This window comes from Enterobacter sp. PL_is511 (genome assembly GCF_055816065.1).
Genome location: NZ_JBVPGP010000024.1, coordinates 1,307,589 through 1,334,247, shown reverse-complemented (window position 1 = coordinate 1,334,247; position 26,659 = coordinate 1,307,589). Strand labels below are relative to the sequence as shown.

The window sequence follows — 26,659 nt, the reverse complement described above, 5'->3', positions numbered from 1 at the left end:
CAGGCGCCTGTCAGGATAAGGCTGTCACAACACAATAAACACAACAAGATGAGGTCTACGATGGGAAGCAATTCTTCTTTTTCTGCCCGTAGAACGGCGCTGGCTATGGCCGCTGCGCTGTGTTGCGCCTGGCAATCCCCTGTTTTCGCCCACGGCAGTGAGGCGCATATGGTCCCGATGGACAAAACGCTGCAGGACTTTGGCGCCGACGTTCAGTGGGATGATTACGCACAGATGTTCACCATTGCAAAAGACGGCGCCTTTGTGAAGGTCAAACCGGGCGCTAAAACCGCCATCGTCAACGGTAAAACCCTCAAGCTCGAGGTGCCGGTGGTGATGAAAGGCAAGAAAGCCTTTATTTCCGATACCTTTATCAACGATGTTTTCCAGTCAGGCCTCGATCAGACCTTCCAGGTTGAGAAACGCCCTCACCCGCTAAACGCGCTGACGGCGGACGAAATTAAGCAAGCCGTTGAGATTGTCAAAGCCTCGGCGGATTTTAAACCGAATACCCGCTTTACCCAGATTGCCCTTGCTGAACCAGAGAAAGCCAAAGTGTGGGACTTTGTGCTTAACGGTACGGCGGTGGATGCCCCGCGTCAGGCGAAGATCGTGATGCTCGACGGAAAGCACGTTATCGAAAGCCTGGTGGATCTGAAGGATAAAAAAATCCTGCGCTGGGAGCCTGTGAAAGACGCGCACGGCATGGTGCTGCTGGATGATTTCACCGCGGTACAGCAAATCATCAACGACAGCACGGAGTTTGCCGAGGTGCTTAAAAAACACGGCATCACCGACCCGAAAAAAGTGATTACCACGCCGCTGACCGTCGGCTATTTCGACGGTAAAGATGGCCTGAAGCAGGAAGATCGCCTGCTGAAAGTGGTGAGCTATCTGGACGTTGGCGACGGCAACTACTGGGCGCACCCGATTGAAAACCTGGTGGCCGTGGTCGATCTTGAGCAGAAGAAAATCCAGAAGATTGAGGAAGGCGCCGTTGTTCCGGTTCCGATGACGCCGCGCCCCTACGATGGCCGCGACCGTATAGAGATGCCGAAAAAACCGCTCGACATCATTGAGCCGGAAGGCAAGAACTACACCATCACCGGCGATATGGTGCACTGGCAGAACTGGGATTTCCACCTGAGCCTGGACTCCCGCGTCGGCCCGATGATCTCAACCGTCACCTATAACGACAACGGCAAAAAACGCCAGATTATGTATCAGGGGTCGCTCGGCGGCATGATCGTTCCTTACGGCGATCCGGACGTGGGCTGGTACTTTAAAGCCTATCTCGACTCCGGCGACTACGGCATGGGCACCCTGACCTCACCGCTGGTACGCGGTAAAGACGTGCCGTCCAACGCCGTGATGCTCAATGAAACCATCCCGGATTACACCGGCGCGCCGATGGAGATCCCGCGCGCGATCGCCATTTTCGAACGCTACGCGGGCCCGGAATACAAGCACCAGGAGATGGGCCAGCCGAACGTCAGCACCGAGCGCCGCGAACTGGTGGTGCGCTGGGTGAGTACCGTGGGCAATTACGATTACATCTTCGACTGGGTGTTCCATGAAAATGGCACCATCGGCATTGACGCCGGCGCGACGGGTATCGAAGCGGTGAAAGGCGTGCAGGCGAAAACCATGCACGACGCCACCGCCAAAGACGATACAAAATACGGCACGCTGATCGACCATAACATCGTGGGCACCACGCACCAGCACATCTACAACTTCCGTCTCGATATGGACGTGGACGGCATCAACAACAAGCTGGTGGCCATGGATCCGGAAGTGAAGCCGAATACCGCCGGTGGCCCGCGCACCAGCACCATGCAGATCAATCAGTACGATATTGATACCGAGCAGCAGGCGGCGCAGAAGTTCGACCCGGGAACCATTCGACTGCTGAGCAACACCCGTAAAGAGAACCGCATGGGCAACCCGGTTTCGTACCAGATTATCCCTTACGCGGGCGGTACGCACCCGGTGGCGACCGGCGCGAAATTTGCCCCGGACGAGTGGATCTACCATCGCCTGAGCTTTATGGACAAACAGCTGTGGGTGACCCGTTACCACCCGGATGAGCTCTACCCGGAAGGAAAATTCCCGAACCGCTCCGTGCACGACACCGGCCTGGGTCAGTACAGCAAAGATAACGAGTCGCTCAACGATCAGGATGACGTGGTCTGGATGACCACCGGCACCACCCACGTGGCACGCGCGGAGGAGTGGCCGATCATGCCGACGGAATGGGTGCATACCCTGCTTAAACCGTGGAACTTCTTCGACGAGACGCCAACGCTCGGGAAGAAAAAAGACGAAAAATAACCATCCACCGGGCAAATGCCCGGTTTTTTTTGCCCTGGCGTTTGAGGATCGCCCTGGCTTGCTTATAGTTACTGATATCTCACCTGCATGATTTATCCCCCGGACGGGAAAGGGCTTTATGGAAAAAAGAAAAAAACCGACACTTGAACGGGCAACATGGCCCACGCGCCATGCCATGGTCATGCACGGGCTGGCGATGAACCTGCCGTGGCTGGCCTTCGTCAATATCAGCTTCGCGGTGATGATCCTGCTGCGACACGTTCTGCTTAACGCCAGCGATCCCCTTTATCCCCACTCGCCGCAGCTGACGAGAATGGTCGATGCCTCCATGCTCGGCATTATTATTCTCTCAGCCGCGCTGATCCTGATGGCCTGGCGGCGTATCGCCGGTATTAGCGTGGTGTTGTTTATCTGTAGCGCCATCTGGTCGGTCTCCTGCTTCTGGTTTATCACCCAGCTGCTGCTGCCTCATGTCTGGCCGCTGTGCGTCATTTTATTACTCGCCGGTTTAACGGCGCTCTATTTTTACCCCGAGGGGCTGCTCGCCTTTGTGCTCCCGCTCTGGATCACCCTGCCGATAGCAAGCTGGATACTGAATGATGGTCTCAACCTTCATTTCGTCGTCATCTGGAGTGTGTTTTCGCTGATCCTGATTTGCGGACGTTTTATCCTGTTGAGCTGGTTTGACGAGGCCTGGCGCCGTAACCAGCAGAATCAGCTGCTGATTTCGCGGCTGGATGCGCTGGCGCATCAGGATCCGTTAACCAAAACCGCCAATCGCCGGAAAATGGAGGTGGTGCTGGAGAACGCGGTTGAGCAGAAGAAAACCTTCTCGGTGATTATGCTGGATATCGACTATTTCAAGCTCTACAACGACACGTACGGGCACCAGGCAGGCGACGACTGTCTGACCCGCGTGGCGCGGGTGCTGAAGCAGTCGGTGCGCACACCTGACGATGTGGTGTCGCGTTACGGCGGCGAGGAGTTCGTGGTCATCCTCTTCAATTGCCCGGAAAACATCGCGGAAAAGGTTGCCTTACGCATTCAGGACGGTCTGCGCGCGGAGTCCATACCACACAGCGCGTCAACCGTTAGCGACCATGTCACCGTGAGCATGGGGATTGCGAGCATGGCGGAGGGGTTAGCGGGCACCGAGATCATCGCCCGCGCCGATGCGGCGCTGTATCGGGCGAAGGAGGCCGGGCGGGATCGAGTATGCCGGTGAGAACGGCGGCTATTCCGCATGACGCTCGGCGATCCATTTGCGGTATTGACCGGGCGACATGCCCGTCACCCCCGTAAAAGCGCGCCTGAATGCCGTGTCGTCAGCGTAACCGCAAGCGCCGGCAATTTCCGCGATTGCGTACCCCGGTTGCTCCAGGAGACGCATTGCCTTTTCAATGCGCATGCGCGTCAAAAAGTTTTTAGGGCTTTCATTCATCTCCTCAGCCATTTTTCGGTGAAGGGTACGAGTGGTCATATTCAGCGCCCGGGCAAGCTGTTCTACGGTAATCGCCGGATTTTCATAACGGACGATATGTTCCGCTTTCATTATCATCGGATGGACTGAATTTAAAAAACCTGCTGGCGCGTAAACCTGCTGAGATAACGGCTGGCTGTCAGCCACGGCCATATCGGCCGTCAGACGCGCCAGCTTCTGCCCGGCGTGCAGACGGATGATATGCAACGCCAGGTCAACCCACGAGAGCGGGCCACCGGATGTGATAACCCGTGCGTCCTGCACCAGCGCTTTACCCCAGACAGGTTTGCTCAGCGGATAACGCTGGCGGAAAGTATGGTAAAGCCACCAGGTCGTCGTGCATGCCCGGCCATTGAGGATCCCCGCCTCGGCGAGAACCAACCCACCGGCACAGGCTCCCGCAAGCATCGCGCCTTTATCATACTGGCCGCGCAGCCATGCGCCAGCCTCGAGGACGGCCGCTGACGAGACCGGGCGTTTCTGCTCGTCAAGCTTCATCCCGCAGGCAATCACGAGATCGAAGGTTCCTCCGGTAACAAAGCTCGCTTCGGCCTCGATCGGCCGCCCCTGCGCGTCCGGGACCGGCTTTCCTTCCGCCGTGATGATGACCGCCTCAAAAGGCGAAATGCCCTCGCCGTCCGGCTGCTGGGCAATCACCTCGTTAGCCAGCCAGAACATGTCGCAGAGCCCAGCCACGGCGGATTTCATGCTTCCGGGTAACGCTAAAATGGCAATTCTCATGATTCAGGCCTGAGTAAAATGTCTGATTTCGTATGTTAACAGTCATTTCAGACACTACAAGCCTCTTTGTCCCTCTCGTTACACTGTGCTTCAACGTCTCTCAGGAAATTACGTCACGCTTATGAAACCGACACGCTTGCCCGTTCTTCTTTCTTTGCTTTGCATGGCTGCATCGCAGTCTGTGCAGGCGCGGATTAATAACATCATCCTCGTGCATGGTGCCTTTACCGATGGTTCCGTCTGGCAGGAAGTGATAGGCCGTTTGCAGACCCGGGGCTACCACGTCACGGCAGTGCAAAACCCTCTGACTTCGCTTGAAGAGGACGTCGCCGCCACAGAGCGTGTCATCAACCGTCAGCAAGGGGACGTAGTGCTTGTTGGCCACTCCTGGGCCGGCGCGGTCATCGCTCAGGCAGGCAATAACCCGAAGGTGAAAAAACTGGTTTTTCTCTCCGCCCTTGCCCCCGACAGCGGTGAATCGGTTACCTCTCTTGTTACCCGCCTCAACGCCCCGATGGCCGACATGCGCCCGGATAAAAAAGGGTTAATCTGGCTTGACGATCCCGATGCCTATCAGCGCACGATGGCCAACGATCTGCCCCTCAAACGCGTAAAACTGCTGACGGCAACGCAGCAGCCTATCGCGGCAAGCGCCTTCAGCGAGAAGGTAGAACATGCAGCATGGCGTGAAAAACCCTCATGGTATCTGATAACCGAAGAGGATCGCGCCCTCTCTCCCGGTATCCAGCAGCAGCTCGCCGGCACCATGAACGCCACCGTCCTGCGTATTAAGAGCAGCCATATGTCGATGATTTCCCACCCGCACGCCGTGAGTCAGTTTATCGAACAAGCAACCCAAACCGACGCAAAGGAAACAGAGAAATGAATATCCTGCATATAGATTCAAGTATTAACGGCGAGTTCTCACTTTCACGTCAGCTGACGGCAGAGGTGGTTCGCCAGATCGCGTCAGAGAAGGTGGTCTATCGCGACGTCGTTAAAACCCCCATCGCCCATCTCACCGGCACCGTTGCCGCTGGGTTCCGGCCGCTGCGGATAGCCACCGATGCGACGGCTGAAGATATCCGCGAACACGCGCTGTCCGGGGAACTTGTGAACGAATTTCTCAATAGCGACCTCATCGTGATAGGTGCGCCTATGTATAACTTCTCCGTCTCAACTCAGCTTAAAGCCTGGTTAGATCGACTCGCCCAGCCGGGAAAAACCTTTAGCTATACCCCGACGGGCCCGGTGGGACATGCGACCGGCAAGAGGATTATTGTCGTTTCAACCCGCGGCGGGATATATCACGGTACGCCAATCGAAGACATGGATTTTCAGGAGAGGTACCTGCAGCGATTCTTTGGTTTTCTGGGTATCGACAGAGTGGAATTTGTCCGTGCTGAAGGGGCGACGCGCAGTGAAGAAGTCAGGGCTAAAGGCGTTGCGCAGGCGTTTGACGCTATTCCATCGGTCATTGCCGCAGCATTGAAATAGCCGCCGGGTTAAAGCCTGCCGGGTAACCGCAGCGTTACCCGGCAATGTTTTTAATACCGCACGCACACCGACTTGGTTTCGCACCAGCCGTCCAGCCAGTCCGGACCAAAGTCACGCCCCGTACCGGACTGTTTCATGCCGCCGAACGGCAGGTTGGCGTCGATCAGCGTATGGCTGTTTACCCAGACGGTGCCCGCCTGCAGCCGGTCGGTGTACTCCAGCGCCTTGCTGATATTTTGCGTCCAGACGCTGGCCGTCAGGCCATATTCACTGTCGTTTGCCAGCTGAAGCGCCTCTTCCCCGTCCGCGACGCGCACCACGTTGACCACCGGGCCAAACACCTCTTCGCGGGTCAGGCGCAGTGAGGCATCCGGGTTCACCACCAGCGTAGGTGAAACGTAATAACCTTTGCCTTCCGGCCCCCGGTTACCGACGATCAGCTCCGCGTTGCGCGACTTCGCCTCATCAAGGAAGGTCTGCACCTTGTCACAGTGCGCGCGCGACACCAGCGGGTTGATAAACGCCTCCGGCGACATGCCCGGCCCGACGCTCAGGGATTTCACCGCCTGCTCAAACCCGCTGACCAGCGTGTCAAACAGCGGCGCTTCAATGTAGATGCGCGAGCTCGCCGCGCACACCTGCCCCTGGTTCAGGAAGCTGCCGGTCATCAGGCCTTCGATCACCCACGCCGGGTCGGCGTCTTTCAGTACAATAGCCGGGTTTTTCCCACCCAGCTCCAGGGTCACGCCGGTTAACGTGTCCGCCGCCGCACGGGCAATTTGCTTACCCGTCGCCGTTGAGCCGGTGAAGCTCACCTTTGCAATATGCGGATGCGAGGTCAGCGCTGCGCCGCACACCGCGCCGCTCCCGGTCACCACGTTGAACACCCCGTCCGGGATGCCCGCTTCGCTGGCCAGTTCCGCCACGCGCAGCATGGTCAGCGGCGTGGTTTCTGACGGCTTGATGACAATAGAGCAGCCCGCGGCCAGCGCAGGCATCACTTTCCACATCCCGATCATCAGCGGGAAGTTCCAGGGCACAATCCCGGCCACCACGCCAACCGGCTCTTTACGCGTCCACGCCTGATAGCGGGCGCCCTGCGGCAGCGGGATGGAAAGGTCGAGGGTCTTACCCGTAATTTTGGTGGTCAGCCCGGCGGTATAGCGCATCCAGTTCAGGGTGCAGCTGACTTCAAACATGCGGGAAATGTTAATAGATTTCCCCTGCTCCAGCGTTTCAAGCTGGGCCAGCTCTTCGCTGTGCTGTTCCACCAGATCGGCGAAATGGAGCAGGATCCGCTCGCGCTCCGCCGGGAGTTTTCCGGCCCAGCTGCGGGCGACAAACGCGCGCCAGCCGGACATGACGGCACGGTCAACGTCGTCGACGCTGGCATCGGCAGTCGAGGCAATGACTTCGCCCGTGGCCGGGTTGTAGACGTTCAGCCGCTTTTCACTGTCCGACGCGGCCTGACGCCCTTCAATCCACAGGCCATGCTGTCGGTCTAAAAATTGTTGTACGGCAGGCTGAATGGCCACCTGTGATTCAGACATAGGATACTCCTTCGTTATTCTTCGCAGGGTGTTAATCCAGTCTAAGTGGGGTTTTGCATTCTCGCTTTTGTCTCTGTGACATTCGCTTTGCCACCTGTGACAGGCTCCGCAAATCGCGATAATTGCCGCTTATATCGCTGTTACCGGTGAGTGTTCTTTCCTATAGTCAGCCTCATAGCTCTGACAAAATGCAACACAAATGTAACAAAGCGAAAACGTTGACGGTGCAGTGAGAGAAACGATGGCGTGTGCAAGCGAGCAGGAACAGTATCAGCAGTGGCTGGCGCAAATTAACCAGGTTTGCGGGCGTTTTAACGCGCAGCCCACCGAGGGAAAATTCTACGGCGAGCTGGAGACCAGCTATGCGCGCAGCCTGAAGCTCAGTACCGTGACCGCAGGCGGCGTTAATCTGTTCCGCTCCCGTCAGGAGATCACGCAGAGTAACGATGCCTGGTTCTATACCGTGTTCCAGCTAGAAGGCAGCGCGGAAATTGAACAGGATGACCGTCGCGCGCTACTCAGGACCGGTGATATCACGCTGATTGACGCGTCGCGTCCCTGCTCGATCAACTGGCGGGAAAAGTCCCGCCAGATTTCGCTGCTGGTTCCCCGTCAGATAATTGAGCAGCAGTGTCGTTTCCAGGAGATAAGCTGTGCGACCGCCCTTTCCCGAACCTTGCCCACGGTACAGCTGAGCCATCGCCTGCTGATGGAGAGCATGAGCAATCCCGACCTGAGTGACCGTGAAAGTGAAGCGGCGCTCGAGGCGATGATCTGTCTTCTGCGTCCCGCTTTCCAGCAGCGTGAAATCATTCAGCCGCGCAAGGAGCGCCAGTTCCAGCATGTGGTGGCGCTGATTGACGACCATATTCAGTCTGAATCGCTGCGCCCGGAATGGATTGCCGCCGAGAGCGGTATGTCCGTGCGCAGCCTTTACCGCATGTTTGCCGAGAAAGGGCTGGTGGTGGCGCAGTACATCAAAAACCGTCGTCTGGATCTCTGCGCGCAGGTCCTGCGCGCTGCCGGTGATGATGAAAAGCTGGCGGGCATTGGCTACAGCTGGGGGTTCACCGACCATAGCCATTTTTCAACGGCGTTTAAGCAGCGTTTTGGCGTCTCGCCGGGTGAATACCGCAAGCGCTACCGCTAGCTACTTTTTGAGCCATTTTCCGTTAATGCCCTTCACGTATTCGCCCGGCTGTGCGCGGGCAACCAGTTTTTGACCTGCCATTTTGGCCACTTCATCGACCGGCAAATTATTGCTGTCAGCCAGCTTCTGGTAGTTTTCCGTGCGTGCCGCATTAATACGATTGACCAAAGCCAGCGTTTCCGCGTCCTGTTGCACCGGGGCAAGATAACCGCTGAGGGTTTCCCCCACGCGCCCCTGGGCCCGGGCATCGTTTAAGGTCAGCGCAGCCGCCTGCACGTTCATCCCCAGCGCCAGTAAAATCAGAGCTACTCGTTTCATGGCGTCCTCAGAACAGATCGCTGCGCGATTTCAGCAGGGTTTCAACGTCTTTATCGACCTTGATGTGGATCTCATGTTCGATTTTGACATTCATATTGATGGTAATCGGCTCCTTTGGCGCAGCGACTTCAATTCGCGGCGTACAGCCGGTCAGTAGCGCGGCAACGGCAACGGTGAGCGCACCAGCCATCTTATTCATTGTTGTTCCTCACTTTCCTTGCCAGTCGAACTGCGGGGAGCAGGTATCGCCGCATGTTGCTCAAACCAGGTTTGCAGGTTGTCCCCAAAACGCAGACTGCGCCAGAGGGTAAAGACATTCTCGTCGTGGGTATAGTTCAGGTTGACGGAGCTGCTTTTGCCATCGACCCGGCTGGTCCCCTTGATGGTCGCCTGCATGGTTAATTCACCCAGGTTATCTAAATTGATTCTCGTCCACGAACGCGAAATTTCCATATAGCGGAGCCAGTTAATCGCGGCACCCGCAACCATATTATCTTTCACGATGGCGTCGGCCGTATCTTTGTCGATGCGCAGCGTCATAGGCCCCGGGTTGGTCAGCCAGCCATCTTTAATAATCCATTTTTCGTTGTCCAGCCAGAACGGCAGCGCCCCGCTCACCGGCCCTGACATGGCAAACTGCTTCGGATTGACGGCGCTAATCAGCTCGCTCGAAGAGATATTGTCCACCCGCAGCAGGGCTGGATCGTGCTGCGGCATCCGCAGCTGCTGCATGGTGATCTTCCCGCCGAGGGTTTCCACCTTCACGTTGGTGAGCAGCAGCGGACTGTCCTCCGTCCAGGGATAATCGCCCTGTAAATCCGCGGTAATGTTGCGCGCGGTCACCAGGTTTTCCACTTCGCCGATGCGTAGCGTGACCGGACCGCGCGTGCCGAGGGACCAGGTTCCCTCGCTGAAGCGGAACGGCAGCACAAAGTCGACGCCGTTAATCTGGTTATCCGGCATCCAGGCGCTACCGGATTTCAGCACGCCGTGCCCGCCCGCTTCAAAGCCCTGATCGGCCGCCGCCGAGAAGGCGACCTGCGCATAAAGCTCCCCGTCGCGCAGCGTCATTTTCCAGTCCGGCGGGATCAAAGGCTGGAATACGGTGAGCGACTGTTTCGGCCACCAGGCCTGCCCGCGAAGGCGCACGCCATCCCAACGACCGTTCACCTGTACCGGACCGATTTTGTCCGCATGGAGGTCGCCCTTAAACTGAAAAATTGTCGGGTCGGTGCCGTCGACGCTGAAGGTCAGGACCGAGGGCGGCAACACGCTGCCGCCGGAGAAACGGGTTTGTCCTGCATTGAGCGACAGCGCGCCGCTGAAGGCCGGTTTTTCGGCATCGCGCAACCAGCGTACCGGCTGATCCAGCACCAGACGCGGCTTGCTGACCTCCATCGTGCCGTACTGGAGCTTGTCAAAACCGGTGGAGAGCGCCGTCAGCTCAATCAGGTTGTCGCGCCACTCGCCTTTCCCGGCGACATCCCAGCGGGCATGCATCGGCGTAAAACCGCCTTTACCCCAGTAGCGCCACTGCCACAGGCCGTTATCGGGTAAAAAGTCGTTGGCCTGTCCGTCCAGGTGGAGTTCAAAATCACCCATCTCGTTTTCATGGGCGCGCAGAATCGCCTGTAAACGGCCGTCCACGCCCTTCTGGGTCAGCTTCACGCCCGCCAGCGGCCAGCGGATTTCATCGATATCGAGTGAATTGATGATGCGCCCGCGCGAGCGGAGCAGCGCGCCCGGCTCAAAGGCCAGCTGCGGTTCATACAGGCTGCCGGTCAGCGTGGCGGGCAATTTGGCGTAAAGAATGAGATCGTTTTGCTTCGCCTCGCCGCTGAGATGCAGGGGCATGTCGCTGTTTTCCATACTGAGCCTGCCGGGCCCAATATTCAGTACCGCGTTGCCTTTCCCCGCATCTCCGTGCGTCAGCACATTCAGTCGTCCGGTCAGGGTGGTTTTCTCCAGCCCCTGCTGCCAGTTGTCTGCACGAAGGGACACCCGCCCGCTCAGCGGCATACCCGAGAGATCCCAATTCCAGCGCCCGTCGCTGATGTTCAGCTGCTCCGCAGTGATCTGCCACGGCAGGTCGAGCAGCGGATCGGGGTTGTCCCGCGCCATCACCACCAGCTGTCCCTGATTCTCTTCCCAGTCCAGATCGGCGTCGACCAGAGACGTTAACTGTGGCACGTTAAAGGTCGCCACCGCGTGGCCTTTCACCGGCACGCCGTCCGGAACCAGCGGCAAAGTAAACTCGCCCACCAGCTTAATCGGCTGCGGCTGGTCCGGGAGCTGTACATCAAACTGGCTGACCGAGAGCGTTTGGCCGCGAAGCGTGCCTTTAATGCTGACCTGCTCGCCTTTATAGGCGATCTCCTGGCTGGACGGGGTCAGCGACGCATTAAGCTCACCCTGCCACTGCTGCCAGGGCGACAGCGTCAGACGGTGAACCGTAAGCCAGGTATTGGGCAATACCGCCTGCCACTGGGCCAGCGTTTTGGGAGCAACCGTTGACGGCGCGGACTGGGGAATTTTGCTGAGGCAGACGGAGTTTAAATCGAGCGTGCCGATATCCAGCTTCCAGCGGCTGGGATGTGACAGCGTCACGTTATCGATGCGGGCAATTTCGCAGTCTTCAACCAGATAGCGAAGATCGGGGATCACCAGCGCGTGGCGAGTCAGTTTCGGACTCTCTTCGAAAGCGATGCGCGTCCCGACGGGCAGCCAGATCCCGGCGAGCGTCGGTACCCACTGGGCGAGCGTCATCAGCAGCGTCAGCGGCAACAATATGAACAGCAGTAAAAGCGCAAGAGCGGCTTTGTATTTACCCTTCATGGGCAGTTAATATCCTGATTTAGCAAAAGAATTAAGCCGGCAGTGCCGATCATTGTCGCATGTTTAGCTGGTCAGTTGAAGTCAAAGCCAGGTTTAAGAATAGATGCTGTAACGTTAAGTTGCGAAACTAGGGCCTGTTCCGAGGCAACGCCAGAAGGTAAAGCATGGCGAATATCAACGACCCCCAATACACCGAGTTGTACCGCCAGGGATCAAAATCAATAAGTAAAAATGCGCTAACAAACTCATAGCCGTTGGCAAAAACGTTAATTTGAATGGCAGCAATGGCTATCACAAACAGCGTATAAGCAATGAACAGTGGATATTTCCGGAGCCGGTTAACTTTCAATTTCCCGAAGTACAATAAGAAGAAAATCACAATAGAAACAATAAAGTAGCACAAAGCAGGCAGCATCGGCGGAGATAAGGACAACTCCAATTGTTGAGACATGCATCATTCTCCCTCTTTATCAGAAACTCACCCAGTTTCTGGTATCGTCCCATCACATCAGGAAGGATTGCAGTTTTCGCACCCTCTTGCCATTCTTTAACGTAATTCAGACAGGCGTTTCTCGCATCCTCTACCCACTTCATTTTCCGCTACATGTCCCGATCAGATCCGCGCCGAAGATTTCTCGTAGTAAGAATATCATGGAGTTAGGGTGCACATATGCTCTAGAATAATTGATAGAACTTATTGAATTCAATAATATTTTATAAATTGTAAGATAATTTTAATCATGCTAACGTGAATGCAAAATCACTGGAGAAAGTCTTATGAAACTCGCGGTATACAGCACAAAGCAGTACGACAAAAAGTATCTGCAACATGTTAACGAGGCTTACGGGTTTGAGCTTGAATTTTTCGACTTTCTGCTGTCCGAAAAAACCGCCAAAACGGCGCACGGCTGTGAAGGCGTCTGCATTTTCGTAAACGATGACGGCAGTCGTCCGGTGCTGGAAGAGTTGAAAAAACAGGGGGTGAAGTACATCGCCCTGCGCTGTGCGGGCTTTAACAACGTGGATCTCGATGCGGCAAAAGAGCTGGGTCTGAAGGTGGTTCGCGTTCCGGCGTACTCCCCGGAAGCGGTCGCGGAACATGCGATTGGCATGATGATGTCCCTCAACCGTCGTATTCACCGCGCTTATCAGCGCACCCGTGACGCCAACTTCTCGCTGGAAGGGCTGACCGGCTTTACCATGTACGGCAAAACCGCTGGCGTGATCGGCACCGGTAAAATTGGCGTGGCTACCCTGCGCATTCTGAAAGGCTTTGGCATGCGTCTGCTGGCATTCGATCCGTACCCAAGCGCTGCAGCGCTGGATCTGGGCGTGGAGTACGTTGACCTGCCGACGCTATTCTCGCAGTCCGACGTGATCTCCCTGCACTGTCCGCTGACGCCGGAAAACTACCACCTGCTCAATCAGGCGGCGTTTGACCAGATGAAAGATGGCGTGATGATCATCAACACCAGCCGCGGCGGACTGGTTGACTCTCAGGCCGCAATCGAAGCGCTGAAAACCCAGAAAATTGGCGCGCTGGGGATGGACGTGTATGAGAACGAACGCGATCTGTTCTTTGAAGATAAGTCTAATGATGTCATCCAGGACGACGTGTTCCGTCGCCTCTCTGCCTGCCATAACGTCCTGTTTACCGGACATCAGGCGTTTCTGACTGCCGAAGCCCTGATCAGCATTTCGGAAACCACGCTGGGCAATCTTCAGCAGTTAGAAAAGGGTGAGCCGTGCCCTAACGAGCTGGCTTAAGTGCTACGCCGGGTGGTGGCTAAGCCTCACCCGGCGCGTTTGTTTCCCAGCTGCGGTGCGCAACGCGCCACCAGATCAGAACGGCGGCCAGCGCAATCGCGCTCAGGACACTGAATGCCGTCGCAAACGAGTAATGACCGGCGATCGTCCCGGTTAACGCCGGGCTCATGGATGCCCCAACCCCCTGCATCAGCATCACCACACTCTGCCCGGCATTGACGTGCCCGCTTCCGCGCAGCAGCACCACAATAAACGATGGTACGACGACACCGAGGATCCCGGCGGCCAGGCCGTCGAGAATTTGTACCGGGATCATCATGAACGGCGCGTCCGTGGATGCCGCCAGCGCCGCGCGTACCGGCATGACCAGCAGCGCCAGCATAATTAAGCGCCAGTAGCCAAAATGTTCGATCCGGCGCGAAGCCCAGATGGCGACGGGGATCATCACGGCCTGCGAGATGATGACGGTACCCGCCGCGTACAAACCGGGGTTGATCGTGGCGGGTGCCGCAGCCACCCTCATGCTCAGCATCGGTAATAGCGCGGCGTTCGCCAGGTGGAACAGCAGCAGCGTCAGCCCGGTCACAAACAGCGCCCGGTTTTTCATCAGCATCGCAAAACCGGGGACCGGCAGGCTCGCTGAAGAGGACAGCCCGCGCGCCGCGTCGTTATCGATATCGCTGTTGCGAATGGCAAGCAGCGCACACAGCGTTAGCAGCGTGGTACAGGTCATCAGCAGGAAAATCCCGCCCACGCCCCAGTACCAGGCAATGCCGCCTGCCATCAGAGCGGTCATGAAATTGCCGCCGTGATTGAACGCCTCGTTTCTGCCCATCTGCGCGCTGAACCCACCCTGTCCGGTCAGCCCCAGCGTAATCCCGGCGATCAACGGCCCGACAAATGCCGCACAGATACCGGTGACGATTTGCGACACGGCGACCACGCCGCTCTGCTGGCTAAACCAGAGCAGAAGCGTGCTTAGCGTGATCAGAATGCACAGCAGCGCGAGCACAGCGCGTTTGTTGCGGGAGGTGTCGGTGATGAATCCCGCCGGCAGCGTGGCCAGTAATCCCGCCAGCCCGCCGGCCGTCATCAGGATGCCGATATCATCAGGGGCCCAGTGGCGTTCGGTCAGAAAAATACCGAGAAAAGGTCCCAGGCCATCGCGAACATCCGCAATGAAAAAACTTGTCAGGCATAACGCCCGCAGCGAACGAAGAGACATACATCCTGCCTTTGTCTGTTATCGCCTGTAGAAAAAAAAATGTAGTATACCGGGTATTTTTGAAAATCAGATGACGTCTTAAAAATATGTCTTCCGAACTTAAACAATTCATAACGGACGTTGTTTTTTCACTTTACTCATTATCGACCCTGACTATACTGGCAATAAATTTTCACAGGAGTCCTTCGTTGGAAAGTTATTTTATCGTCGATACGAAGGTAAGCTGACGCGATTTTCTCGCTGCTTACCTTTACGGTGGGCAGCAATCCTCTTTACGTGATTGCATCCCAATACATTAAGAACGACCAAATTTGTGGGGCATCACGATGTTCATGTTTAACCATTCACTCTTTCCGCCACCCTCCCGCTGACATGCTTTGCGTTTTAACGGCGTCATTCTGTGCTTTGTGAAGCACTGACGCTTATCGTTTAATCATGTTAACAGGCGACAGGCTGATGTTCCCTTATATCTCTCATCTGCTCGCAGCGATGCTGCTGGGCGCAATTATCGGCGCGGAAAGACAGTGGCGCCAGCGTATGGCCGGGCTTCGTACCAATGCACTGGTTGCGACGGGCGCTGCCGTGTTTATTTTAAGTTCCATCTCGACGTCACCCGATAGCCCGGGACGCATTGCAGCGCAGATCGTCTCCGGAATAGGTTTCCTTGGCGCTGGCGTCATTATGCGTGAAGGAATGAATATTCGTGGTCTAAATACCGCCGCAACGCTATGGTGTTCGGCCGGAATTGGTGTGCTGTGCGGCTTAGGTCAATTCTGGAATGCCGGTATGGCCAGCGTGATTATTCTTTGTGCCAACATATTGCTTCGCGAAGCTGCGCAACGGATTAATCAACTGCCCGCGCTCCATGAAGGCGAAAAATGCTATGTCCTGAAAATCACCTGCAATGATGAGCATGAAGATGCAGTCCGACAGAGCGTGGTAAACATGGCGAAAGAGTTGACCTTAAGCCTGAAATCCATTTATTGCGCAACGGCGCAATCAGAAGGTAAAACTGAAATTCGGGCCGAGGTGATGACCCGGGAGGAATACCGGAAATTACTCGATCTGATTATGGGTAATATCGGCGGGAATAAAATTATCGCGTCCGTCAGCTGTCACGCAATTTAAGTCTATTACCGGGCATTACGCCCGGTATAACCTTTCCGTTTTACACGGCCTCTGACAATAACGCGGAGAGCTTCATAAGGCAGCACTGATTTTAGCCAGACGTTTCATCATCTCCGTCGTCAGGCTAAGCTGCTCGCTGCCCATTAGTTGGGACAACTCCTGCTTAGCGGATTGCCATACCGGCATGACCTCTTCAAGCAGACGCCAGCCTTCAGCTGTCAGCGTGAGTCGTTTTCCGGCACGTCCACGGCCTCCAGCCGAGTCAATAATGCCCCGGGATTCCAGACTACGGATATTACGACTCAGTGTTGTCGCATCCACCCCTGCTCTGGCGGCGAGTTCCGCAACAGTTTCATTAGGAGAACCCCCGATGCCAACCATCAGACTGAACTGCTCAGCGGTCAGATCAAACGGTCTGAAGCAGGCGTTGTAATAGCGCGTAATAGCCCGAGCGGTAGCGCGCGCCTGAAACGCCGGACAGACCTCCGGAATGGTCTCCAACAGCGCCACATCAATGTTGTTCATCATTTCATCTCGACAAGCAATGCTAAAGTTAATACTGTATATACACTATTTATACTGCTTGAGGAACCATTATGCCTGCCTTTGTTCATATCAACTTACGAGTCATTGACCCTGCCAGACAGGCCAGCCTGGCCCCTCGCTTCACGTCGGCATTAGAGGAAGCAGGCGGAAAAATTGTCCATTTTGGAGCTGTCGCACAGGTACTGGAAGGGGAAGTAGCGCCGTTACCCTATGCAGGCATTTTTGAATTCCCGACGTTAGATCAGGCCCTTGCCTTCTATCATTCGGAAAAATATGCGCCGATTAAGGCTGAACGCCAGCTCGCCCAGGAAGCAAGAATGTTCATTGTCACGACGGAATGACAGGCAGGTTCAACTGTACCTAAATCACAGAACCGAAATTTGTCCCCGTTATGAAAGCCTGCTCTCTGTTTTGCTGGAAATAACGGTTTACCCTGAACTGTGCAAAAAACACTCAGGAGGGACACATGTACAACTCAATTTTGGTTCCCATTGATATCTCCGAGGATAGCCTGACGCACATGGTTATCCCCTTCGTTCAGGCACATACAGCACTTAACACAGCTAAAGTTCACTTTCTTACTGTTATTCCATCTCTTCCTTATTACTCATCATTAGGTTTGGCCTACTCCGTAGAAATGCCGAAGATGAAAGAGTTCCAGCACGCTGCTTTAGCTAAACTGGATGAAATTGTTAAGCAATTCAAAATCCCTGCAGATAAGATTCAGACTCACGCCGTGACGGGATCCCCTAAGGATCAAATCCTTAAGCTCGCTGACACGATCGGCGCCGACCTGATTATCATCGCCTCCCATAAGCCTGACATATCGACCTATCTGTTGGGTTCAAATGCTGCGGCAGTGGTGCGGCATGCGAAATGCCCTGTGCTGGTTGTAAGATAAAAAAACCGGGCGACATGCCCGGTTTTTCATTTACGTTTCCCTGAATGAAAGCACGCTTTAGAGATTGACTCTGTTTGCGTTTAAATTTAAGTCCGTAATAGCGGCCGGTTTTCCAAGCAAGTAGCCCTGAACTTCATCACATTTATTTTTTTTAAGAAAAGAGAGTTGTTCGGCAGTCTCCACCCCTTCTGCGGTTACCGCCATCGAATAGGCTTTACCCAGATCGATAATTTTCTCTACGACTGATTGGTTCTGCGGTGAATCGCCCAGGGTAAAAATAAAACTCTTGTCGAGCTTGAGCCCGTCAAACTGAAACTTCCGGAGATAGCTCAGGGATGCATAGCCGGTACCGAAGTCATCGATCAGAATGCGGACACCCATTTTTTTGAGAGACTTCATGGTCTGCAAGGTTTTTTCTGGATCGGAAAGCGTGACATTTTCAGTCACTTCTATTTCCAGACGGTTAGGCTCAAGCCCTGTTTCGTGAAGTATCTCTTTTATCCTTTCGGCAAGATCGCTTGCCTGAAATTCGATAGCAGAAATATTTACGGATACCGATAACCCCGGCAATTTATCTTTTGTCTCCGCACACGCTGTACGTATGACCCAGTTGCTGAGGTTAATAATCAGGCCTGTTTCTTCCGCCAGGGTGATGAACTGATCGGGCATCATAGTCCCTCGCTGCGGGTGCTTCCAACGTACCAGCGCTTCGACGGCATCTATTTTCGAGTATCGGAGGTTATAACGCGGCTGGTAAACCAGATAGAGTTGCTCTTCGCGAATCGCTGTCTTCAGTTCTAATTCCAGTTTTCTCCGTTCGGTCAATTTTTCCGACATATCCGGGCGATAATAGACCCATCTGTTTCTGCCGGATTGTTTCGCCTGGTAAAGCGCGATATCTGCATAGCGTAAAAGATCGTTTGCGCTGCTGCTATCCTGGGGAGCCAGCGCAATACCCATGCTTACGCCTATCGCCACATCATTGCCCTCAATGGAAAAAGGACGGTTAAGTTCTTGCACGATGCGGTAACACACCTCCTCAATGTGCTCTTTTTGGCTGCTGTTGCCGAGGAGCAGCATAAATTCATCCCCACCCTGCCTTGCGACAAAATCACCTCGACGAACGCAGTTTTTAAGCCGTAAAGCGACCTCGCCAAGCAGAGCATCGCCCGCGGAATGCCCAAAAATATCATTGACGGGTTTAAACTTGTCTAAATCGAGGCAAATCATGGCAAAGGGATAATGATTGACGCCTTCTTTAGCGAACTGGCCTGCAAGAAACTCCTTAATATGATACCGGTTCGGCAGACCGGTTAATTCATCATGGCGTGACAGGAACTCCACACGTTTTGTTGCTTCAACTTCCTGAGAGACGTCGGTTGCCGCGCCCCGCAACACCACCGTTCCGTCAGGCTGTGCAGAAAACTTTGCCAGAAGCGTGCAATAGGACGTGGATTGTTGCGCGTGAGTATAAGGGCAGTTCTTAAATTCAAAGCGTTCAGTTAACTCGCGGCGGCTGACACAGCCATGTAATAATCCAGCTTTCGAGGGAAAGAGTTCATCCAACCTGCGGCCTATCCATTCGCTATTTTCATATCCCGTCACTGTAGAAAAACGACCTGAAAGCCACGTTATCTTTAACGATAAATCTGTTTCCCAGAACCAGTCGCTGGTTGTTTCACTGACGTCCCGGAATCGTTTTTCACTCGTGATGAGATTCAACCGTGCCTGCTCAAGGAGAAAGGTATTTTCGTCAAGCATTCTCGCCTTCTGCATAATATGACGCATGAGAATAACCGTCATCGATACCGTCAGAATGACTGAAAGGATGAGTAAGGGTAAAAAATAAATAATCAACGCCTGGCCTGGGTTTTCGCTGTCCCAGATAATTTGCACATCACCATTCTGGGCACTTAAGGTAAATTCAGTCTGGTTGTTTATTTGAGAAGTGACTGGATCGGGTGAAGTACGAACATTTTTGACGCCGGCATCCTGCCCAATCGTGAGGAGTTTTTTAGCCGTTAGCTTGTCTATAAACACCATTGTCGAAGCTTTCCCCGGTAAGGGCTGCACGCTCGTATCATCGCCAGTCGTTATCCATTCCGCAGAAACAATGGCCGGAACGGAATCGATAAGCGTTAGCATAGAAACCGGCAATCCATTTTTTAGGCTCACCTCACGGAGTAAACGGTCTTTGGTGGATTTATCTAACCAGCGCTCCAGATCCTGAAGCTTCAGTTTCCCGTCAACCACGCTGTACCGCGTTCTCCCTTCCGGGGAGAGAACAAACACCCCTTCGTAGCCAAAGTTGTCATAGAGGGACTTGCCCAGGTTTTGCTTATCCCATGCCCAGTGAACGTCAGTGTTCAGATGAAGATATTTGTAGGCATCTCCCCACTCTGCATTGTCTTTCAAATGACTTCGCATGCTTTCCTGGCGGGTATCCAGCGCTTCCCTTAACAAAAATTCATCATGCTTGTCGCTGATTTCATTAACATTATCTTTTATTATTAGCAGAGATATTATTGCGGCGATGAAAATACTTATCAACAACGTAACAATATAGGTAAAGGTTTTATTTATCAGGCCTTTAGAAGGCTCGGTATCCGTGAAAGCCGGATTGTTCAGAGGTAGGGTCATCTTTCGCCTTCTTAACTGCTATTACGTCAATATTTATGCCACCTTCATTTATCGGCAAAAAATAATAAAATTTTATAGCAAAAAATCTGAAGCTAAAGAATATGTGGTTTTTACAACCCAGATCAAATTATTAATCATTAACTCTTTTACAGCCTAAATTCGGTTAATTAAATATACCGATCAAAGTAACTTATCACCTCAGCGGTTGTATTTACACAGAATGGATATTAAGTCTATTTTTTGCTGTAGCGGTCACAGGAACGATGAAACGTATAAAAAAACCGGGCGTAAAGCCCGGTTCTTTTTTTCTGATGAGACTGACTCTATTCGCTCAGCCCGCGATTCTCCAGCATCGGTTCAATCTTCGGATCGTGGCCGCGCCAGCTGCGATATAGTTCAGCTAAATCCGTGCTGTTACCACGGGACAAAATCGCCTCGCGGAATTTTTGCCCGTTTTCACGGGTCAGACCGCCCTGTTCGACAAACCACTGATAGCCATCGTCAGCGAGCATTTGCGTCCACAGGTAAGCGTAATACCCCGCCGCGTAGCCGCCGCCAAAAATATGGGCAAAATAGCTGCTGCGGTAGCGCGGCGGCACGGCGGGCAGATCCAGCCCCTCTTTTTTCAACGCAGCCGCTTCAAAATCCTCCACGCTCGAAACGGCCTCACTGATGCCGTGCCAGTTCATGTCCAGCAGCGCGGCAGCCAGCAGCTCGGTCATGTCATAACCCTTGTTGAAATGGGTCGCGTTGAGCATGCTTTCCCGCAGCGCGTCCGGCATCGGCTCACCGGTTTCGTAATGGCGCGCATAATGGGTAAACACCTGTGGATGGCTGGCCCAGTGCTCGTTGATTTGCGACGGGAACTCAACAAAATCACGCGGCGTATTGGTGCCGGAAAGCGTGGCGAACCGCTGGCTGGCAAAGAGACCGTGCAGCGTATGGCCAAACTCGTGGAACAGGGTTATCACGTCATCCCAGGAGAGAAGCGCGACACCGTCATTCGCCGGTTTTTGGTAGTTACAGACGTTGTAGATCACCGGACGGGCAGCAAACTCGAAGGATTGCTCGACGAAATTCCCCATCCATGCCCCGCCCTGCTTGGAATCACGGGCAAAGAAGTCACCGTAAAACAGCGCCATGCCCTCACCGGTGTGGTCGAAAATTTCCCATACGCGGACGTCCGGGTGATACACCGGGATATCGAAGCGCTCCACAAAGCGAATACCAAACAGCTGGCTGGCTGCCCAGAATACGCCATCCTGCAGCACGGTATTGAGCGCAAAGTAGGGCCTGATTTGCGACTCATCAAGGGCATATTTTGCCTGGCGCACGCGCTCCGCATAAAAGGCCCAGTCCCAGGCCTGCACGGTGAAACCGCCCTGCTCGTCGTCGATGACTTTCTGAATATCGGCCTGCTCGCGTTCCGCGCGGGCGCGGGCGGCAGGCACAATGCCGCGCATAAATTCCAGCGCGGCGGCCGGGGTTTTCGCCATCTGATCGGCGATGCTCCAGCTGGCGTAATCCTCAAAGCCCAGCAGACGGGCCTGTCGTGCACGTAGCGCCGTCAGACGCAGGATCAGTGCGCGAGTATCGTTTTCATCCCCTTTCTGGGTGCGCGTCCAGCCTGCGTTGAACAGGTTTTCGCGCGTCTGACGATTGCGCAGCGCGGAAAGCGCGGGCTGCTGGGTGGTGTTCAAAAGCGGGATCAGCCAGCGATCGTTTAGCCCTCGCTCCGCGGCAGCCTGCGCCGCGTCAGCGATCTCACCGGCGCTGAGCCCGTCAAGCTGGTGCGCGTAATCCACCACCAGCCCACCCGTTTTATCGGCAGCCAGCAGACGCTGGTTAAACTGGCTGGTCAGGGAGGCCGCCTCGGTATTCAACGCCTTTAGCTCGGCCTTTTCTGTCTCATTCAGACGCGCGCCGGCCAGAATAAACCGCTGATACGTCTCTTCGACCAGACGACGGGATTCGGCGTCCAGCGCGGCACGGTCCTGCCAGACGCTCTCCACGCGGGCGAACAGCACGTCATTCAGCCAGATATCGTTTGCCAGCGCGGCAAGCTCGGTGGAGAACTGTTCCTCGAGCTCCTGTAAATACGGATTGGTGTGCGCGGAAGTCATGGCGAAGAACACGCTGCTGACGCGCGCGAGCATAGCGCCGCTTTTCTCCAGCGCCAGCACGGTGTTAGCGAAGTCAGGCGCAGCGGCCTGAGCGACAATCGCGTCAATGTCCGCCCGCTTCTGGCGAAGGGCTTCATCGAAGGCCGGACGATAGTGGCTCTCGTTGATCTCATCAAAATGAGGGGCCTGGTAAGGCAACAGGCTGATGTTGAAAAAGGGATTCGTGGCCGTCATCTTTCGCTCCTGAGTACGGGTATCCTCCCAGAGTAGGCCAGGCCGCCATCCCCTGCAACGCAGTCATACAAATGTTGCCTTAACGCACCCTCTGCGGCCGTGCTATGTTAGTACAACACAAAAAGCGTTGAGGAACAGTGAGATGATTATTTTAGTTACCGGGGCAACGGCAGGTTTTGGTGAAAGCATCACGCGTCGCTTCGTCGCCAACGGGCACAAGGTTATCGCGACCGGCCGCCGTCAGGAGCGTTTACAGGAGCTCAAAGACGAACTAGGCGACAGCATCCTGACCGCGCAGCTGGACGTGCGTAACCGCGCGGCGATCGAAGAGATGATCGCTAATCTGCCAGCAGAATGGCGCGCCATCGACGTGCTGGTCAACAATGCCGGTCTGGCGCTGGGCATGGAGCCTGCCCACAAAGCCAGCGTGGAAGACTGGGAAAACATGATCGACACCAACAACAAAGGGCTGGTCTATATGACCCGCGCGGTGCTGCCGGGCATGGTCGAGCGCAACCGCGGTCACATTATCAATATCGGTTCCACCGCCGGGAGCTGGCCTTACGCGGGCGGCAACGTCTATGGCGCGACGAAAGCGTTTGTGCGCCAGTTCAGCCTTAACTTGCGTACCGATCTGCACGGCACCGCCATTCGCGTCACCGACATCGAGCCGGGCCTGGTGGGTGGCACCGAGTTTTCCAACGTGCGTTTCAAAGGCGATGACGCGAAAGCGGACAAAACCTATGAAAACGCGAACGCCCTGACGCCGGAAGATGTCACCGAAACGGTCTGGTGGGTGGCGACGCTGCCAAAACACGTCAACATCAATACCGTAGAAATGATGCCGGTCAGCCAGAGTTTTGCCGGACTTAGCGTCCATCGTGGCTAACGCTGCCCTTCCCGGCCTCCGGGCCGGGTCTGTTTCGGATTATAAAAGAATGGTAGTATGTTCGGGCTAACTCTCTGAGAAATGACAACTCATGGCCGCTGAATCGCAACTCAATCCCACCCAGCCCGTAAACCAGCAAATCTATCGCATTTTGCGACGTGATATTGTCCATTGTCTGATCCCACCGGGAACGCCGCTTTCAGAAAAAGAGGTCTCCGTGCGGTTTGACGTTTCCCGGCAGCCGGTGCGTGAAGCGTTTATTAAGCTTGCGGAAAACGGTCTGATTCAGATCCGCCCGCAGCGCGGCAGCTACGTGAACAAAATTTCACTCTCTCAGGTGCGCAACGGCTGTTTCGTTCGCCAGGCCATTGAATGCGCGGTGGCGCGGCGTGCCGCAACGCTCATCAACGACAACCAGTGTTACCTGCTGGAGCAGAACCTGCATCAGCAGCGGATTGCGATTGACCGTAAGCAGCTGAATGACTTCTTCCAGCTTGATGATGAATTTCACCAGAAACTGGCGCAGATTGCCGATTGTCAGCTTGCATGGGACACCATCGAGAACATCAAGGCCACCATCGACCGCGTGCGCTACATGAGCCTCGATCACGTCTCCCCGCCGGAAATGTTGCTCCGACAGCATCATGATATTTTCAGCGCGCTGGAAAAACGCGATGCGGACGGCGTGGAAAAAGCGATGACGCTGCATCTGCAGGAAATCAGCGAATCCGTGCAGCTGATTCGTCAGGAAAATAGCGAGTGGTTTAGCGAAGAGTAATATTACGCCGCCCCTTTCGGACGCGGCGATGGGTTTAGCGAACGACTAACACCGGAATTGTGGCGTAGCGCAGGATAGATTCCGCATTTGATCCCAGCAGATGGGTGGTGATGCCCGGATTTTTCGACCCAATGACAATCACGTCATATTCCCCCTCCTTGCTCAGCCTGATAATTTCATCGCGGACGTTGCCAAAGCGAACCAGGGTGTCAATTTTCTCCGGCGAGATATCGAACAGTCTTTTTAACGCGTTCATTTTCTTCCCGGATTCTTCAGTCATATATTCTTCAAACTTTTTAATATCGGCGTTAAATCCGCGCAGCAGGGACCGACTGCTGGCTGGCAGAATATTGACCAGGGTAATCGAGGCGCCCTCTGCCTTCGCAAGGTTTGCCGCGTGGCGAACCGCTTTGTCGCTCAAATCCATTTCAAACACATCAACAGGCATCAAAATCTTCTTATACATAAGCCTGACTCCTTATTCCGATGAAAGGGTTATTTCCTGTACCCAGAATGGCACCGGGAATATAAACCAACCCTCAACGCTTCCCTGTCGAAACTATCAATTAATGAAAATAACGGTCTGCTTTGTAAATTCCTGTCGTGAACCGTCAGTGCCCAACACAATAAAGAAAAAAGTGTGAGTTTGATCAAAAACAAAAACATGTGATGCAGACAGGCGTATTTATATGCTCCGTGAACGGCAACCCTGAAATAGCGCCGTAACGAATAGGTTAGAGAGGAGAAAATACCATGATGACATACGACCGTAACCGCAATGCAATCACCACCGGCAGCCGCGTCATGATTAGCGGCACGGGCAAAACTGGCGTGATTAAAGCGATCCACAGCGACGGGCTGGATGCCGCGCAGGTGCGCCGCAGCAAAACGGTTGAAGTGGAAGGATGCGAAGGTAAGTTCGAGCCGATTGAGCTGATTCGCCTGGGGATGCACTAAGCTGTGCGCAGACATGCCGCCGCGAACGGCGGCATGTGCTGAATTACCGTTGAGAGACGTACTGGGCCACGGTCGCTTTCGCGCCCTGTTGCAGCAGCGTCTGATATGCCTTCATCACCGCATCAACAAAGCCTGCTTCCCGCGGTAACTCTTTGCCGAAGATGGCCTCGATACCGAGCAGCGCCTTGACCCGGCTTTCCCCCTCCGCACTGCCCTTCACCGCCGCCTGAATAACCGCCAGCTGCGGATCGCTCACGTCAATAGCGTTACCCTGCTCGTCCACGCCGCCGACATAGCGCATCCACCCTGCCACGCCCAGCGCCAGAAGTGGGAAAGGTTTCTGATGCACCAGATGCCAGCGCACGGAGTCCAGCATACGCTGCGGGAGCTTCTGGCTGCCGTCCATCGCAATTTGCCATGTCCGATGGCGCAGAGCCGGGTTGCTGTAGCGGGCAATCAGGAGATCGGCATAACGACCTAAATCAACGCCTTTGACCTTCAGCGTAGGCGCCTGCTCGTCAAGCATCAGCGCGTGCGCGGCGAGGCGGTAGTTCTCATCTTCCATACAGTCGTTGATATGCTGGTAACCGGCCAGATAGCCCAGATACGCCAGGAACGAGTGGCTGCCGTTGAGCATGCGCAGCTTCATCTCTTCAAACGGGATCACGTCCGACACCAACTCGGCGCCAGCTTTTTCCCATTCCGGACGGCCCGCAACAAAGTTATCTTCGATCACCCACTGACGGAACGGTTCACAGGCTACTGCCGCCGGATCGCGCACGCCGGTCAGCCGTTCGATTTTATCCAGCGTGTCGGGGGTGACCGCAGGCACGATGCGATCCACCATGGTTGACGGGAAGGTGACGTTAGCCTCGATCCAGTCCGCCAGCTCACCGTCTACCGCCCGGGCATACGCGCAGGTGACATTGCGCATCACGTGGCCGTTCTCCGGCATGTTGTCACAGGACATCACGCTAAACGCCGGCAGACCCGCCGCTTTGCGACGCGCCAGCGCTTCCACGATTACACCCGGCGCAGATTTCGGCTGGTGTGGGTTTTGCAGGTCGGCGACGATAAACGGATGATCGAGCATCAGTTGCCCGGTCGCCGGTGAGTGGCAGTACCCTTTCTCGGTGATGGTAAGCGAGACAATCGCCACCTGCGGTTCACACAGCGCTGCCAGCACCGTCTCCAGCCCGTCTACCTGCGCATGGAGGGCCTTTTTGACCACGCCCACCACGCGGGAGGTCCACGCATCGGCAGACATCTCCGCCACGGTATAGAGATTATCCTGCGCGTTCAGATCGGCAATCTGCTGCTCGCCGCCAATCAGGTTAACCTCACAGTAACCCCAGTCGCTGCCGTGCTCAGCGGCGAGGATATCGGCATACACTGCCTGATGCGCCCGGTGAAATGCGCCAAAGCCTAAATGAACGATGCGTGCTTTAAGGCTGTCGCGATCATACTGAGGCAGCGTCGCGTTGGCCTGTAATAAGGTATTTTCCATGATTAAGACTCGTTAATTAGAAAGCTGTGGTTCGCTGCCGCTCCTTCTGAAGCGGCAGC

General features: G+C 55.0%; 24 protein-coding genes. 12 read left to right on the top strand and 12 right to left on the bottom strand.

The window, feature by feature from the left end:
- Positions 1-60: 60 nt before the first annotated feature.
- Both tynA and AC0TN7_RS21960 read left to right on the top strand, forming a co-directional pair.
- On the top strand, positions 61-2,334 hold the full coding sequence (gene tynA / locus AC0TN7_RS21965) for a primary-amine oxidase (RefSeq protein WP_473702456.1): 2,274 nt from the start codon (positions 61-63) through the stop codon (positions 2,332-2,334).
- 118 nt (positions 2,335-2,452) lie between these two features.
- The gene (locus AC0TN7_RS21960; protein WP_267216548.1) at positions 2,453-3,559 is read left to right on the top strand and encodes a GGDEF domain-containing protein; all 1,107 of its coding nucleotides are present in this window, start codon (positions 2,453-2,455) and stop codon (positions 3,557-3,559) included.
- 9 nt (positions 3,560-3,568) lie between these two features.
- Here AC0TN7_RS21960 and AC0TN7_RS21955 read toward each other — a convergent pair whose 3' ends face one another.
- On the bottom strand, positions 3,569-4,555 hold the full coding sequence (locus tag AC0TN7_RS21955) for a GlxA family transcriptional regulator (protein WP_473702455.1): 987 nt from the start codon (positions 4,553-4,555) through the stop codon (positions 3,569-3,571).
- Positions 4,556-4,676: 121 nt separating this feature from the next.
- Between AC0TN7_RS21955 and AC0TN7_RS21950 the strand changes: the two genes are divergently transcribed.
- The gene (locus tag AC0TN7_RS21950; protein WP_473702454.1) at positions 4,677-5,441 is read left to right on the top strand and encodes an alpha/beta fold hydrolase; all 765 of its coding nucleotides are present in this window, start codon (positions 4,677-4,679) and stop codon (positions 5,439-5,441) included.
- Positions 5,438-6,052, top strand: coding sequence for an FMN-dependent NADH-azoreductase (locus AC0TN7_RS21945; RefSeq protein WP_473702453.1), 615 nt, complete (start codon positions 5,438-5,440; stop codon positions 6,050-6,052). Before AC0TN7_RS21950 ends, AC0TN7_RS21945 begins: the two co-directional genes overlap by 4 nt.
- A gap of 50 nt (positions 6,053-6,102) precedes the next feature.
- Here the strand turns inward: AC0TN7_RS21945 and AC0TN7_RS21940 are convergent, their stop codons facing one another.
- Entirely contained in the window at positions 6,103-7,602 is a 1,500-nt protein-coding gene (locus tag AC0TN7_RS21940; protein ID WP_473702452.1) for an aldehyde dehydrogenase family protein, read from the bottom strand.
- 241 nt (positions 7,603-7,843) lie between these two features.
- On the opposite strand from AC0TN7_RS21940, the gene feaR reads away from it, so the two are divergent.
- Positions 7,844-8,752 (top strand): transcriptional regulator FeaR, encoded by a 909-nt coding sequence (feaR, locus tag AC0TN7_RS21935; RefSeq protein ID WP_473702451.1) that lies wholly within the window; start codon positions 7,844-7,846, stop codon positions 8,750-8,752.
- Here the strand turns inward: feaR and AC0TN7_RS21930 are convergent, their stop codons facing one another.
- The 4 genes from AC0TN7_RS21930 to AC0TN7_RS21915 form a co-directional block, all read right to left on the bottom strand.
- On the bottom strand, positions 8,753-9,070 hold the full coding sequence (locus tag AC0TN7_RS21930; protein WP_024909488.1) for a YdbL family probable chaperone protein: 318 nt from the start codon (positions 9,068-9,070) through the stop codon (positions 8,753-8,755). It abuts the gene before it with no gap.
- Positions 9,071-9,077: 7 nt separating this feature from the next.
- A complete protein-coding gene (locus tag AC0TN7_RS21925) occupies positions 9,078-9,269 on the bottom strand; it encodes a YnbE family lipoprotein (RefSeq protein WP_032651162.1) in 192 nt (63 codons plus the stop codon).
- Positions 9,266-11,905 carry a YdbH family protein gene (locus AC0TN7_RS21920; RefSeq protein WP_048989524.1) on the bottom strand — a complete coding sequence of 880 codons (2,640 nt, stop codon included), beginning with the start codon at positions 11,903-11,905 and terminating at the stop codon, positions 9,266-9,268. Before AC0TN7_RS21920 ends, AC0TN7_RS21925 begins: the two co-directional genes overlap by 4 nt.
- 127 nt (positions 11,906-12,032) lie before the next feature.
- Positions 12,033-12,356: a hypothetical protein gene (locus AC0TN7_RS21915; protein ID WP_024909490.1), complete on the bottom strand. Its 324-nt coding sequence runs from the start codon at positions 12,354-12,356 to the stop codon at positions 12,033-12,035.
- Positions 12,357-12,682: 326 nt separating this feature from the next.
- On the opposite strand from AC0TN7_RS21915, the gene AC0TN7_RS21910 reads away from it, so the two are divergent.
- Entirely contained in the window at positions 12,683-13,672 is a 990-nt protein-coding gene (locus AC0TN7_RS21910) for a 2-hydroxyacid dehydrogenase (RefSeq protein WP_024909491.1), read from the top strand.
- Positions 13,673-13,691: 19 nt separating this feature from the next.
- On the opposite strand, the gene AC0TN7_RS21905 is transcribed toward AC0TN7_RS21910, so the two are convergent.
- Positions 13,692-14,897 (bottom strand): MFS transporter, encoded by a 1,206-nt coding sequence (locus tag AC0TN7_RS21905; RefSeq protein ID WP_473702450.1) that lies wholly within the window; start codon positions 14,895-14,897, stop codon positions 13,692-13,694.
- A 456-nt stretch (positions 14,898-15,353) separates the two neighbouring features.
- On the opposite strand from AC0TN7_RS21905, the gene AC0TN7_RS21900 reads away from it, so the two are divergent.
- A complete protein-coding gene (locus tag AC0TN7_RS21900) occupies positions 15,354-16,025 on the top strand; it encodes an MgtC family protein (protein ID WP_024909493.1) in 672 nt (223 codons plus the stop codon).
- A gap of 72 nt (positions 16,026-16,097) precedes the next feature.
- On the opposite strand, the gene AC0TN7_RS21895 is transcribed toward AC0TN7_RS21900, so the two are convergent.
- Positions 16,098-16,550, bottom strand: a complete 453-nt coding sequence (locus tag AC0TN7_RS21895) for a MarR family winged helix-turn-helix transcriptional regulator (protein ID WP_024909494.1) — start codon at positions 16,548-16,550, stop codon at positions 16,098-16,100.
- A gap of 71 nt (positions 16,551-16,621) precedes the next feature.
- On the opposite strand from AC0TN7_RS21895, the gene AC0TN7_RS21890 reads away from it, so the two are divergent.
- Positions 16,622-16,912 (top strand): DUF1330 domain-containing protein, encoded by a 291-nt coding sequence (locus tag AC0TN7_RS21890; RefSeq protein ID WP_032651157.1) that lies wholly within the window; start codon positions 16,622-16,624, stop codon positions 16,910-16,912.
- Between the two features lie 125 nt (positions 16,913-17,037).
- Positions 17,038-17,472, top strand: coding sequence for a universal stress protein UspF (gene uspF / locus AC0TN7_RS21885; protein ID WP_023335555.1), 435 nt, complete (start codon positions 17,038-17,040; stop codon positions 17,470-17,472).
- 57 nt (positions 17,473-17,529) lie between these two features.
- Here uspF and AC0TN7_RS21880 read toward each other — a convergent pair whose 3' ends face one another.
- Complete coding sequence (locus tag AC0TN7_RS21880) at positions 17,530-20,112, bottom strand: EAL domain-containing protein (protein ID WP_248164316.1); 2,583 nt, start codon at positions 20,110-20,112, stop codon at positions 17,530-17,532.
- Positions 20,113-20,435: 323 nt separating this feature from the next.
- Entirely contained in the window at positions 20,436-22,469 is a 2,034-nt protein-coding gene (gene dcp / locus AC0TN7_RS21875; RefSeq protein ID WP_473702449.1) for a peptidyl-dipeptidase Dcp, read from the bottom strand.
- 142 nt (positions 22,470-22,611) lie between these two features.
- Between dcp and ydfG the strand changes: the two genes are divergently transcribed.
- Positions 22,612-23,358, top strand: coding sequence for a bifunctional NADP-dependent 3-hydroxy acid dehydrogenase/3-hydroxypropionate dehydrogenase YdfG (ydfG, locus tag AC0TN7_RS21870; protein ID WP_023292548.1), 747 nt, complete (start codon positions 22,612-22,614; stop codon positions 23,356-23,358).
- A gap of 91 nt (positions 23,359-23,449) precedes the next feature.
- Positions 23,450-24,136: a GntR family transcriptional regulator gene (locus tag AC0TN7_RS21865; RefSeq protein ID WP_063145668.1), complete on the top strand. Its 687-nt coding sequence runs from the start codon at positions 23,450-23,452 to the stop codon at positions 24,134-24,136.
- A 34-nt stretch (positions 24,137-24,170) separates the two neighbouring features.
- Here AC0TN7_RS21865 and AC0TN7_RS21860 read toward each other — a convergent pair whose 3' ends face one another.
- On the bottom strand, positions 24,171-24,602 hold the full coding sequence (locus tag AC0TN7_RS21860; protein WP_048989540.1) for a universal stress protein: 432 nt from the start codon (positions 24,600-24,602) through the stop codon (positions 24,171-24,173).
- Between the two features lie 287 nt (positions 24,603-24,889).
- Between AC0TN7_RS21860 and ydfZ the strand changes: the two genes are divergently transcribed.
- Complete coding sequence (ydfZ, locus tag AC0TN7_RS21855) at positions 24,890-25,093, top strand: putative selenium delivery protein YdfZ (RefSeq protein WP_014883679.1); 204 nt, start codon at positions 24,890-24,892, stop codon at positions 25,091-25,093.
- 43 nt (positions 25,094-25,136) lie between these two features.
- Here the strand turns inward: ydfZ and AC0TN7_RS21850 are convergent, their stop codons facing one another.
- Positions 25,137-26,600 carry a mannitol dehydrogenase family protein gene (locus AC0TN7_RS21850; RefSeq protein WP_267214750.1) on the bottom strand — a complete coding sequence of 488 codons (1,464 nt, stop codon included), beginning with the start codon at positions 26,598-26,600 and terminating at the stop codon, positions 25,137-25,139.
- Positions 26,601-26,659: the final 59 nt, after the last annotated feature.